We start from the raw sequence: 13660 nt of genomic DNA, 5'->3' as shown, positions 1-13660 counted from the left end.
AAAAAAGGTCTCCAAAACAGTTTAAATGAATATACTTTTTAAATCAAAAACGATAATTTTACAGAATGGATATCTCGTCATCTCTTTTTGAACTCTTACAACAACACAAAGAAATTGGTATTACCGGCTTAGGCACCTTTTATAAAAAGAAATATCCTGGGAGATACGATAAAGAAAAACAATCTTTTTTACCTCCCGGCTTTACCTTGCAGTTTTCGCATGATGTTAGAGAAGAGGATTTACTTCCTGCTTATATCTCGTCTAAACAAAATATTTCTGTTGGAAGCGCAAATCATTATATCACCCAATTTGTAGAAGAAACTACTGAAAAACTGGCTCAGGAAAACGAAGCCATTTTACCGAGTATAGGAAGATTATATTTTACAGAGCACGAGGGTTTAAGCTTTGAACCAGCGCAAAACATCAATTACGGATCTGAGTTTTTTGGCTTACCTGCATTGGTTGAAACCAGTGTTGTAGAAGGCGAACTAAATGAATTGAAAGATGATGAGTCTGAAACCTACGAGGAAATTGCTGAAGCACCAAGTGTTCCTGTTCACATCATTCCTGAAGAAAAGGATGCCAAACATCCTGAAATAGAAAATATTGAGTTAGACGAAGTGAATGATGATTTCAAAAATACTTTGAAACATACTTTACCAGCTGATGCAGTTACGGAAGCTCCTGATTTTATTAAGGAGCAACACACGGAGCATCCAAATCGCTTCGGTCATACCCCTGAAGATGAAGAAGCAGTTAAAGCAATTACAGCTTCTGATGCTGATTCTACAAATTTAAAAGGAACAGAAGGCAATCTCGAAGATGATGTTAAAAATGAAGAAACAGTAACGGATGCACCGGAATTTATAAAAGCGCAACACACGGAGCATCCAAATCGCTTCGGTCATACCCCTGAAGATGAGGAAGCAGTTAGGGCAATTACTGATTCTGAATCTCCATCGATTAATTCCCGGGAGGAAACTACGGGAGATTTGAATACATCAGAACCTGTAATTGAGGCACCAGAATTTATAAAAGAGCAACACGCTGAACATCCGAATCGTTTTGGAAATCCGCCAGCATCAGAAGAAGAAACTAGTTCTTCTGAAACTGAAAAAACAAGTACGCCTCCTATTACGACAGCAGGCCATATCGAATCTATAATTACCCATCAGGAAGACCCAAATCGTTTTCGCTTTGGCTATACAGCTGAAACCGAAGCGCCCAAAACTTATCTTAATTTGGAGGAAGATGCTAAAATAGAAGAGCCAATCATTGAGGCGCCTCAATTTATAAAGGAACAACACGCAGAGCATCCGAACCGCTTTGGTCACGATCCGATGGTGCAGGAAGAAGAAAAGCCACAAGGCATGTCTACCTGGTTAAAGGTTACAATCGTAATTTTGATATTAATTATCCTCGCGGCGATTACTTATCTTGTTAAACCAGAATTATTTACTGGACAATCTGAGCCCATAGCGGCTGCGAGTACGGTAGTGGATTCGCCAAAGGTTGCAGTAGATACAGTTAAAGCGAAACAAGATTCGATTGCCAAAACAGATAGTATCCTGAAGGTAAATCAGGTGGAGAAAAAAACAGATACGGTAGTAAAAGCAATTGAAAAACCAGTAGTTAAACCAGTTGCAGAAACACCAAAAGAAATAAAAGTTGTACCAAATAGTGGTCCTTCTACGTTTGATGTTATTGCAGCTTCTTTTCAATCAGAGAAAAAGGCTTTGGTATTTGTAAAGCAAATGGAAAAAATTGGTTTAAAAGCAAAAATCGCTAACCTGCCTGGCCGCCTAAAAAAAGTGAGCGTAGCAAGCTTTAAAACGCAACGGGAAGCAGAAGAACAAAAAGAAATTATACAAAAAAGACTTAAAGGAAAAGGATTTTTCGTTCAACAAGTATTTAACAACACACAACCATAATGATTACTTTATTAATTCAAGACACCACGCAAGCGATTCAAGACTCAGCAAATGCGGTTAACCAGGCGTTAACACCAGCACCAGAAGAACTTCACTTTATCGACCTGCTGTTTAAAGGCGGTTGGGTAATGATTCCTCTGGCCTTTTTAGCTTTTCTAGCCTTAGTTATTTTTGTTGAACGTTATTTAACCATCAAAAAGGCCACTAAAGATGAGTCGAATTTAATGGGACAGATCAGGTCTTACATTCAATCCGGTAATTTAGATGGCGCAATGTCATTATTAAAAAACAACAATTCTCCCCTTTCCCGCATGTTGCAAAAAGGTTTGAAACGTATCGGTCGCCCGATTAAAGATATTGAAGGCGCCATTGAAAACGTGGGTAAATTAGAAGTTTCTAAATTAGAGAAGAACATTAGTATTCTTGGAATTGTGGCTGGTATTGCACCCATGCTTGGTTTCGTTGGAACTATTGTTGGGGTAATTACCATTTTCCACCAGGTATCCATAAAAGGAGCAATTGAGATTGGTACCATTTCTGGTGGTTTATATACAAAAATGATCACCTCTGCATCTGGATTAATCATTGGTATAATTGCCTATGTTTTGTATCACATCCTTAATATTATGGTAGAGAAGATTATCCTGAGAATGGAAACTGATGCTATTGATTTTATTGATTTATTAGAAGAACCGAGCAAGTAATGAATTTACGCAAAAGAACAAAAGGAAGTGTAGAAGTACATACATCGGCACTGAACGATATTATGTTCTTTCTGATGCTGTTTTTCTTATTGGCCTCTGCTGTCGTAAATCCACAGGTGGTTAAATTGTTATTGCCACAATCCAGCAGCGGACAACAGTCGACGGCGAAGAAAGCAGTGACAGTAAGTATAGACGATAAGTTCAATTATTTCGTTGATAAAAAACCAGTACCTGCTGAAGGTTTACAATCAGCCATAGAAGTTTACCAACAGGCAGCGCCAGATATGACAATCGTACTTTATGTTGCGAAGAATGTTCCGGCAGAAAATATTATGGTTGCTTATGATGTGGCAAACAAATTGAAATTAAAACTCGTTTTAGCTGTAGAGCCTAAAAAATAATGAATACTACAGAAGAAAATAATTATCCAAAAGCCATTGCCATTTCCAGCGGAATCATGGCTGTTTTGCTTGCGATTAGCTTTTTGATCGTGATAAATTCTTTTGAACCACCCGAAGAAATAGGAATGGGCGGTATGGTGGTTAATTATGGTACTGCTGAAACCGGGATGGGTGATGATTATACCAGTATTGAAGAGCCCTCAGCAGATCCCAATGCCAACAATAAGGCACCAGATAAAGTAGTGCCGGAAGAAAAAGTTACGGATAATACCACCGTAGAAACTGGTGAAAAGGAAATTCAGACACAAAGTACAGAAGAGGCAATTGCCGTAAATACAAAGCCAACTAAAACAAAAGCTGCTACCCCAACTACAGCAACTGAAGATAAACCTTCGAAACCCGTAGTAAATCAAAATGCACTTTATAAAGGCAAGAAAAGTACTGGTCAGGGTGGCGGAGATGGAACTGGAAACACACCAGGTAATCAAGGTTCTGTTAACGGCGATCCTTTAGCCAATAATTATGGTGCAGGTGGATCGGGATTTGGAAATACCCCCCTTCCGTTAAGGCGGTTCGCCAATTTAGAAAAACCAACAGATGATGGTCAGAAAACAGGCCGGATTGTAATCAGGGTATATTTTAACCGAAACGGAAAAATAGTAAAAGCAACTCAAAATCTTAAAGGATCTACCACAACTGATACTGAATTGGTTAATAAATGTATTCAGGCGGTTTTAAATTCTTCTATTATTAAAGCAGAAGAAGGTGGAGACAATCAGACTGGCTTAGTGACCTTTAATTTTGGGGTAAATTAGATTCAATTCAAAGAATTTTACTTTATAATCTTTATCATACAAAAGCACAGGTATATCTGTGCTTTTGTGTTCAAGCCGTATAGAATTTAACACCCACATTAGTTATCCCAGCTTACCATAAATTTGATACCATTCAATTTCACATTGAATTCCCTTGATGTATATTTGCGGCATGAATTACCAGCAAACACTTGATTTTCTATACAGTAAACTTCCAATGTTTACCCGTGTTGGCGCCTCAGCGTTTAAAAAGGATTTAACCAATACCATTTTATTATGTGCAGCAATTGATAATCCACAAGGTAAGTTTAAAAGTATTCATGTGGCTGGCACCAATGGCAAGGGTTCAACATCTCACATGCTGGCTTCAGTGCTGCAGGCACAGGGTTACAAAACAGGTCTGTATACTTCACCACACCTCAAAGATTTTCGGGAGCGCATCCGGATCAATGGAAAAATGATGCCTAAGCGAGCGGTTGTCGATTTTGTAGCCGCACAACGATCTCTTATGGAAGAGATTCAACCCTCCTTCTTTGAAGTTACGGTAGCCATGGCTTTTGATCATTTTGCTAAAAACGAAGTAGACATTGCGGTGATCGAAGTTGGTTTAGGCGGTCGTTTAGATTCCACCAACATTATCACACCGCTAATTTCTGTGATTACCAATATTAGCTTGGATCACATGAATATGCTTGGCAACACTATTGAGGAAATTGCCCGAGAAAAAGCGGGCATCATCAAAAACAACATACCTGTTATCATCGGTGAAACACAGGACAAATCATCAGCTGTTTTTAGTACAAAAGCTGAAGAAGTCAATGCACCAATTGTATTTGCAGATCAGCATTTAAAGGCAGCGGATTTTGAATTGAAGGATAACTTACTTTCGTTATCAGTATTTCAGGAAGACAAAATCAAATACAAAAATCTGCAAAGTGACCTTACTGGCGTCTATCAGCATAAAAACATACTAACTGTCTTAGAAGCATTGCATGTTTTAGACATAGAAACCGAATTTAAAATTGCTGAAGAAAGTATTTATAATGGATTAAAAAGTGTGAAGAACGACACTGGTTTACAAGGCCGATGGCAAATTTTGCAAACCAGCCCTTTAGTAATTTGCGATACCGGACACAACGAAGCCGGAATTACAGAAGTAGTTAAAAATATCAGTCAAACACCTTATGAAAATTTGCACATCGTGTTTGGAATGGTAAACGACAAAGATATTTCGAAGGTGTTGTCACTCCTACCTAAAGACGCAGCGTATTATTTTTGTAAACCTGATCTGGAAAGAGGCTTATCAACAGCCGAATTAGCTAGACAGGCAGCAACTTTTAATCTGCATGGTGAAGCTTATCTTTCAGTTTCGATCGCAAAGGAAACAGCGATTAAAAACGCAGGTCCTTCAGACCTTGTTTTTATAGGTGGCAGTACTTTTGTAGTGGCCGAAGCGATATAAAAACTTTACAAAAACTTCAAAAGTTCTTCATCTTAAAATCCTTAATTTAGGCCTTTATATAAAAATAGAATGAAGAAAATTTCTTATTTACTCTTTTCCCTCTCGCTCTTATCTTGTTCAATCGCATCGGCGCAAACCAAAAAAGCTTCCGCCAGTCAACCTAAAAATTTTCCTGCAGAAGTTGCCCGCCCAAAGCTGGTAGTTGGTTTGGTTGTCGATCAAATGCGCTGGGACTATTTATACAGATATTATAACAGGTATACAAATGGCGGTTTTAAAAGGTTAATTAACGAAGGCTTTTCTGCAGAAAACACGTACATCCCTTACACACCAACGTACACAGCTTGCGGCCATACCTGTATCTACACCGGATCAGTACCGGCAATTCATGGCATTATTGGCAACGACTGGTACGATGCTGAAACGAAGAAAAATATGTACTGCACAGAAGATACTTCAGTCGTTACTGTTGGAAGTACACCTTCATCAGAAGGCAACATGTCTCCAAAAAACATGCTGAGCAATACCATTACAGATGAATTACGCATTGCCACCAACTTTAAAGGTAAAGTAATTGGAATTTCATTGAAAGACCGGGGTTCTATCCTGCCAGCTGGTCACGCAGCAAATGCGGCATACTGGTACCAGGGAAGCACAGGAAACTGGATTACGAGCTCATATTACATGAATGAAGTGCCTACCTGGATTGCCGACTACAACAAACTGAAACTTGCCAATAAATTTTACGCGAAAAACTGGGAAACTTTATACCCGATTGATACTTACGTAAACAGCACAGCTGATGAACAAGCTTATGAAGGAAAATCAAGCACCTTTCCGCATAGCCTGGCCCAGTTTACAGGTAAGAATTACGATGCCATCAGAAGCACACCTTATGGCAATACCATCACCTTAGACTTGGCAAAGCTGGCAATCCTCTCTGAAGATTTAGGCAAGGATAACATTACTGATTTTCTTGCTGTGAGCTGTTCAGCAACTGATTATGTTGGTCACCAATACGGACCAAATTCTATTGAAGCAGAAGATACCTACCTGCGGTTAGACAAGGATTTTGAAGAATTTTTTAACTATCTCGATAAACAAGTTGGCAAAGGAAACTATACCATTTTCTTAACTGCAGATCACGGTGCTGCACATGTACCCGGCTTTATGCAAAAGAATAAACTCCCTGCTGGTGTAGTGAGCGATAGAGATATTGCTGCTAAACTTAACGGATATTTAAATGAAAAGTTCAAGGTAAATAATCTGGTTCTGAGATCAATGAATAACCAAATCATTTTCGATCACGACAAAACAGATAAGGGTGATGTAAGCTTTGATGTCATTAAATCGGCTTCGATTGATTTTCTTAAAAAGCTGGATGGTTTTGCAAACGTCGTTGATATTTCGAGAATTTCGCAAGCAACGTTACCAGAAGTTCAGAAAAAAATGATCACCAATGGTTATAATGCCAAACGAAGCGGAGATCTTTATTATATCCTTAATCCGAACTGGTTTAACGGAAGCAGTACCGGCACCACACACGGAAACTGGAACCCATACGACTCCCACATTCCCTTGGTATTCATGGGTTGGGGAATAAAGCCGGGCGCATCCAATAAAACGCATTACATGACGGATATTGCACCTACCCTTGCTGCACTCCTCCATATACAAATGCCAAATGGCAATGTTGGTGAACCAATTACAGAAATTACGAACAAATAAAAATCATGAAACTATGCTCCACCAGCATAGTTTTTTGTTTTATGGCTATATGGTAAAAAAAAATCTAACATCTTTTTTATATAGCCTACCACCTTAGGCACCTTAGCTCATCTAAGAATATAATATATAACTCAAACTTTGGCCTATATGCCCTAATATGTTTATATGGTTAAACCAGTATTTGACATCTTTTTTATATAGCTTATCACCTTAGGCACCTTAGCTCATCTAAGAATATAATACTTAACTCAAACTATGGCCTATATGCCCTAATATGTCTATATGGTTAAAACACATCTAACATCTTTTTTATACAGTTTACCACCTTAGGCACCTTAGCTCATCTAAGAATATAATACCTAACTCAAACTTTGGCCTATATGCCCTAATATGTCTATATGGTTAAAACAATATCTAACATCTTTTTTATACAGTTTACCACCTTAGGCACCTTAGCTCATCTAAGAATATAATATATAACTCAAACTTTAGCCTATATGCCCTAATATGTCTATATGGTTAAAAAATCTAACATCCTTTTTATACAGCTTACCACCTTAGGCACCTTAGCTCATCTACGAATATAATATATAACTCAAACTTCGGGTTATATGTCTATATGGTTAAAACAGCATTTAGCGTCTTATTTATACAGCTTACCACCTTAGGCACCTTAGCTCATCTAAGAATATAAAATATAATTCAAACTTTGGCCTATATGCACTCATATGTCTATATGGTTAAAACAATATCTAACATCTTTTTTATACAGTTTACCACCTTAGGCACCTTAGCTCATCTAAGAATATAATATATAACTAAAACTTCGGCCTATATGCCTAATATGTCTATATGGTTAAAAAAATCTAGCCTCTTTTTTATAAAGCTTACCACCTAAGGCATCTTAGCACATCTAAGAATGTAATATATAACTCAAACTTTGGTCTATATGGCCTCATATGTCTATATGGTTAAAACAGTATTTAACATCTTTTTTATACAGGTTACCACCTTAGGCACCTTAGCTCATAAGAATATAATATATAACTTAAACTTTGCCCTATGTGCCCTAATATGTCTATATGGTTAAAAAAATCTAACCTCTTTTTTATACAGCTTACCACCTTAGGCACCTTAGCTCATCTAAGAATATAATACGTAATTCAAACTTTGGCCTAAGTGCCCTAATATGTCTATATGGTTTAAACAATATCTAACATCTTTTTTATACAGCTTACCACCTTAGGCACCTTAGCTCATCTAAGAATATAATACATAACTCAAACTTTGGCCTATATGTCCTAATATGTCTATATGGTTAAAACAATATCTAACATCTTTTAGACACCACCCATAATAAACGATCTATGGTGGTTGAAGCAATGAATATGAATGGCAGAGTTATGGATCGTAGCTGAACCAAAGGCCGTAACGGTTTAGAGTATTAGCTGTTAAAGTAGCTTATTTTGCTACATTTGTTGAACCAAATATATTGGGAACAAGCAGTAAAATTTGATTTTATATCGCTTTAAATCCTTTAGTATGCAACAAGTAGAAATATACAGGCCACAAAATAAAATTAGATTTGTTACGGCAGCCTCACTTTTCGATGGCCATGATGCAACCATAAATATTATGCGTAGAATTCTTCAGTCTTCAGGGGCCGAAGTGATTCATCTTGGACATAACCGTTCAGTTGATGAAGTGGTAAATTGTGCCATTCAGGAGGATGTTCAGGGCATTGCCATGACTTCTTATCAGGGTGGACATATCGAATATTTTAAATATATGTATGACTTGCTTCAGGAACGAGGTGCGGGTCATATCAAAATTTTTGCTGGTGGCGGCGGTGTTATTTTGCCAACAGAGATTCAAGAATTGCAGGAATATGGAATTACCAAAATCTATTCACCAGATGATGGTCGCAAAATGGGATTACAGGGAATGATCAATGATATGTTGATTCAAACCGATTTCATCACCAAAGAAAAAATCACAGACGAGCTGATCTCTATTCCTAAAAAGGAAGTGAAGGCAATTGCAGCTGCGATAACCGTGGCAGAGAATGATCCAGAAGGTGCGCAATCTTTCGTGAATGAACTTAAACGCCTATCCAAAAACAATAAAGCACCAATCCTGGGTATTACTGGAACAGGTGGAGCCGGAAAATCCTCCTTGGTAGATGAACTTGTCCGTCGTTTTCTGGTAGAAGTGCCAGAAAAAACACTTGCCATTATCTCCATTGATCCTTCGAAACGCAAAACCGGGGGTGCTCTGCTTGGAGACCGGATCCGGATGAATGCAATTAATAATCCAAGGGTATACATGCGGTCACTCGCCACGCGACAAGCAAATCTGGCCTTATCGAAAAACGTTCAGGAAAGCATTGATATCTGTAAAGCTGCCGGTTATAATTTAATTATTGTAGAAACTTCCGGCATTGGCCAGTCTGATACAGAAATTACTGAACATTGCGATGTGTCACTTTATGTAATGACACCCGAGTTTGGTGCGGCAACACAGCTGGAAAAAATCGATATGCTTGATTTCGCAGACCTCGTTGCGATTAATAAGTTCGATAAACGTGGCGCCCTAGATGCCCTTCGGGATGTACGTAAGCAGTATAAACGCAACCATAATATTTTTGAGGCGAAAGATGAAGAAATTCCTGTATACGGAACAATGGCTTCGCAGTTTAATGATCCGGGGATGAATAACTTGTTTGTTGCCCTAATGCAGCAGATTAAAGTTAAAACATCCACAGATTTCAAAGCAAAAATGGAACTAACTTCAGATCAATCTGAAAAGATTTACATCATTCCGCCAGACCGAATCCGTTACCTCGCTGAAATTGCAGAATCAAGCCAAACCTATAATGAATGGGTAGATAAGCAAGCAGCGATAGCCCGGAAAATGTACCAACTAAAGGGCGTAATTGACCTTGCATCTGATAATCCCGCTCTATCTTTAAGTGAAGGATTGCAGGAAGCCTATTCATTTTTTGAAGAGCAGTTAGATGGTGACTGCAAACGCTTACTTCGTCAATGGCCGGAAACTAAAAAGGCTTATAAAGAAGAATTTTTCATCTATAAAGTGCGAGATAAGGAGATTAAACAGCCTTTGTATTACGAATCGCTATCAAAGCTTAACATTCCTAAGGTTTCCCTACCCAGATATGAAGACTGGGGTGATATTTTACGCTGGTTGCTTACCGAAAATCTACCAGGTGAATTTCCGTATGCGGCAGGCGTATTTCCACTAAAGCGTGAAGGTGAAGATCCAACACGAATGTTCGCAGGGGAAGGTGGGCCGGAGCGAACGAATAAACGTTTCCACTATGTTTCGCTTGGACAGCCAGCTCATCGACTCTCCACAGCTTTTGACTCGGTGACCCTCTATGGAGAGGATCCACATGTTAGACCAGATATATATGGCAAGATTGGAAACTCAGGAGTAAGTATAGCAACATTAGACGATGCTAAAAAACTTTATTCTGGTTTCGATCTTTGTGCACCCTCAACTTCTGTATCCATGACGATTAATGGGCCGGCACCGATGTTGTTAGGTTTCTTTATGAATGCTGCAATTGATCAGCAGTGTGAAAGATATATTATAGAGAATGGCCTTGAAAACGAGATCCAGCAGAAAATAAGATCAATCTATAAAGCTAAAAACATCCCACTCCCTACATACAATGGCACTTTGCCCGAAGGAAATAGTGGCCTAGGGTTAATGCTGCTTGGGGTTACCGGAGATGAAGTTTTGCCCACTGATGTTTATCAAGCCATCAAGGCAAAAGCAATAAGCTCTGTTCGTGGTACTGTTCAAGCCGACATTTTGAAAGAAGATCAGGCGCAAAATACCTGCATCTTTTCCACAGAATTCGCATTGCGAATGATGGGTGATATTCAGAAGTACTTTATTGATGAAAAAGTAAGGAACTTTTATTCGGTATCAATCTCCGGCTATCATATTGCAGAAGCAGGTGCAAATCCTATATCCCAACTTGCTTTCACTTTGAGTAACGGTTTCACATTCGTTGAGTATTACTTGAGCAGAGGTATGCACATTGATGATTTTGCGCCGAATCTTTCTTTCTTTTTCTCTAACGGAATCGATCCTGAGTATGCTGTAATTGGCCGTGTGGCGAGAAGAATCTGGGCAAAAGCCATCAAAAATAAATATAAAGGAAACGATAGATCGCAGAAGCTGAAGTATCATATTCAAACGTCAGGACGCTCTTTGCACGCTCAGGAGATAGACTTTAACGATATCAGAACAACTTTACAAGCATTATATGCCATTTACGATAACTGTAATTCACTGCATACCAATGCCTATGATGAGGCCATTACAACACCTACAGAAGAATCTGTTCGCAGGGCGATGGCCATTCAGTTGATCATCAACCGTGAATTGGGGTTGGCTAAAAATGAAAATCCCCTTCAAGGTGCTTTCATCATTGAAGAATTAACAGACCTGGTAGAAGATGCTGTGCTAACGGAATTCAAAAGGATTAATGATCGTGGAGGTGTATTAGGCGCAATGGAAACCATGTATCAACGTGGAAAAATTCAGGAAGAAAGTTTGTATTACGAAACACTTAAACATACCGGAGAATATCCAATTGTAGGTGTAAATACATTCTTGAATAAAAATGGTTCGCCAACTATTGTTCCAGGTGAGATCATCCGAGCCACCGAAGAAGAAAAACAATATCAGATAGATGCACTCAAAAAATTCCAGGATAGAAATGAAGATCGATCAGCTGATTTACTTAAACAGCTTCAAAAATCTGCTATTCAGGGAGAAAATATTTTTGAGCAACTGATGGAAGTATGTAAGGTCTGTTCACTAGGTCAAATTAGCAAAGCGCTTTATGAAGTAGGAGGACAGTATCGCAGAAATATGTAAAAACCAGCTAAAAGAATAAGGGCCTTGATGAAATTCAAAAAGGCCCTTTAATATATTTATAGATGAAGCTTAACCAGCTATCCAGGTAAACTTATAATCAATTGTCGGATTCTTCATTCGATCAGCGACTTTCAATAAACGAGATGGAAGTGCCATAATATAGTCGCGGGCTTTTTCACCAGCATCATTTAAATCTTGCATGCCTTCGATTTTCCAATCTTCGATAAGCTGCTGCATAATTTCTACATAATCAACAGCCGTATAAACACCTAAACGTTGTGCTGCATCTGTAAAGTGACCAAACGTCTGGCCTATCTTTAAACCCACCTCTCGTAAAAAGTGTGCAGGCATCACAATTTTTTTACGCATCATATCTTCGAAAGCAAGCATAGCTTCATTAGGATCCACCTCAAAAATGCGGTTCATAAAGTCTTTATAAGCCTTTGCATGTCTGGCCTCATCAGATGCAATCACACCACAAATTTTAGACAAAAGTGTATCGCCATCCTTTTTAGCCAGTGAAGCAACTCTTCTATGTGAAATATTTGTTGCTAACTCCTGGAATGAAGTGTAGATAAAATTACGGTAAGGATCATGTCCGGTACCAATATCAAAACCATCAGCAATTAAATATTGGGTAGATATTTCCATCTGGCGCATATCAACACGTCCGGATAGATAAAGATATTTATTCAATAGATCACCATGACGATTTTCTTCAGCAGTCCAGTGTCTGTTCCACTTCATCCAACCACCATCTTCTTTCATACTTGGTCCCTGAACCATTGCAAGCCAGGATTCATAAGTTGGCAGTGCCTCCTCAGTAATGGTATCACCGATTAACACAGCCATTAAATCATAAGATATATCTTTTGCATTTTCCCTCAGGATTCTAATTTCCTGATAAAAATTTTCACTTGTAGAATCAGGTAAAAAATCAGATGGCTGCCAATTCGTATCGATTGGCTTAAGGTAGGTATCCATCATTTCGAGCATATACTTCTCGATATGCACCATTACTTCCCTTCTTTTATCTGCAAAAAAACTCATTACTCTTTTATATAAATTTTGTTAAAAACAAAGATAACCAAATATTATGGCAAACCTTATTATATTAACACATTTGCAAGGAATCAGTTTTATATATGATCTTAATTACTGTTCTCTTAACGAAAGTATGGTTTTGTGAATGTAATGAAATACGAATTTATGGCGAGATATTAAATTTAATTGTTCAGGAAGAAGTGTAGCATAATTTTGTAAGATGTGATGAGATGATTTTTGGAATCAGATCATCTGCGATTATTTGCCTTTCGCTACTCGTTGCCTGATTCATTCATTTTCCAGGAAGATACAGTATAAGGTTTAGGCTAGAAAACAAAAGGAAAACTGGTCGGATCCAATTTTAGCGTTTGTCTTTAATCCTTGTTCTTTGCTCCTTGCTCTTTAATCCTTGTTCCTTATTCTTACAAACGAAGAATCGACTTTCAGCTTTCTGCTTTGACCTTTCGTCTTTCAGCTTTAGTCTTTACTCCTTGCTCTTTGTTCCTTCTTCCTACAAACGCAGAAACCCCTGCAGTTGTTACTGCAAGGGTTCTTTGTTAAATGCCTGCTTGAGGCTTTTAAGATTTGGCACCGACCTACTCTCCCACGTGTTACCGCAGTACCATCGGCTCTGGTGGGCTTAACTTCTCTGTTCGGAATC

General features: G+C 38.4%; 8 protein-coding genes and 1 rRNA gene. 7 read left to right on the top strand and 2 right to left on the bottom strand.

The features are described 5' to 3' along the window. The first annotated feature begins 65 nt into the window (after positions 1-65). The 7 genes from SOM16_RS22435 (at position 66) to SOM16_RS22405 (ending at position 11955) form a co-directional block, all read left to right on the top strand. Positions 66-1931 (top strand): hypothetical protein, encoded by a 1866-nt coding sequence (locus SOM16_RS22435; RefSeq protein WP_320466237.1) that lies wholly within the window; start codon positions 66-68, stop codon positions 1929-1931. After that, positions 1931-2635 carry a MotA/TolQ/ExbB proton channel family protein gene (locus tag SOM16_RS22430; protein ID WP_320466236.1) on the top strand — a complete coding sequence of 235 codons (705 nt, stop codon included), beginning with the start codon at positions 1931-1933 and terminating at the stop codon, positions 2633-2635. The genes SOM16_RS22435 and SOM16_RS22430 overlap by 1 nt, the downstream gene beginning before the upstream one ends. Beyond that, complete coding sequence (locus SOM16_RS22425) at positions 2635-3036, top strand: ExbD/TolR family protein (RefSeq protein WP_320466235.1); 402 nt, start codon at positions 2635-2637, stop codon at positions 3034-3036. Before SOM16_RS22430 ends, SOM16_RS22425 begins: the two co-directional genes overlap by 1 nt. Further along, positions 3036-3851, top strand: a complete 816-nt coding sequence (locus SOM16_RS22420) for an energy transducer TonB (protein ID WP_320466234.1) — start codon at positions 3036-3038, stop codon at positions 3849-3851. Before SOM16_RS22425 ends, SOM16_RS22420 begins: the two co-directional genes overlap by 1 nt. 172 nt (positions 3852-4023) lie before the next feature. Continuing rightward, positions 4024-5313, top strand: coding sequence for a bifunctional folylpolyglutamate synthase/dihydrofolate synthase (locus SOM16_RS22415; RefSeq protein WP_320466233.1), 1290 nt, complete (start codon positions 4024-4026; stop codon positions 5311-5313). Between the two features lie 69 nt (positions 5314-5382). After that, the gene (gene pafA / locus SOM16_RS22410) at positions 5383-7041 is read left to right on the top strand and encodes an alkaline phosphatase PafA (protein ID WP_320466232.1); all 1659 of its coding nucleotides are present in this window, start codon (positions 5383-5385) and stop codon (positions 7039-7041) included. A gap of 1542 nt (positions 7042-8583) precedes the next feature. Beyond that, positions 8584-11955, top strand: a complete 3372-nt coding sequence (locus SOM16_RS22405; RefSeq protein ID WP_320466231.1) for a methylmalonyl-CoA mutase family protein — start codon at positions 8584-8586, stop codon at positions 11953-11955. Positions 11956-12024: 69 nt separating this feature from the next. On the opposite strand, the gene SOM16_RS22400 is transcribed toward SOM16_RS22405, so the two are convergent. Further along, positions 12025-13005, bottom strand: a complete 981-nt coding sequence (locus SOM16_RS22400; protein WP_320466230.1) for an acyl-ACP desaturase — start codon at positions 13003-13005, stop codon at positions 12025-12027. A 577-nt stretch (positions 13006-13582) separates the two neighbouring features. After that, positions 13583-13660: ribosomal RNA gene (gene rrf, locus SOM16_RS23300) — 5S ribosomal RNA — on the bottom strand; the annotation flags it as partial.

The organism is Pedobacter sp. CFBP9032, assembly GCF_034045265.1.
In the GTDB taxonomy this organism is placed as follows: domain Bacteria; phylum Bacteroidota; class Bacteroidia; order Sphingobacteriales; family Sphingobacteriaceae; genus Pedobacter.
This window is presented reverse-complemented; position numbering and strand designations above follow the sequence as displayed.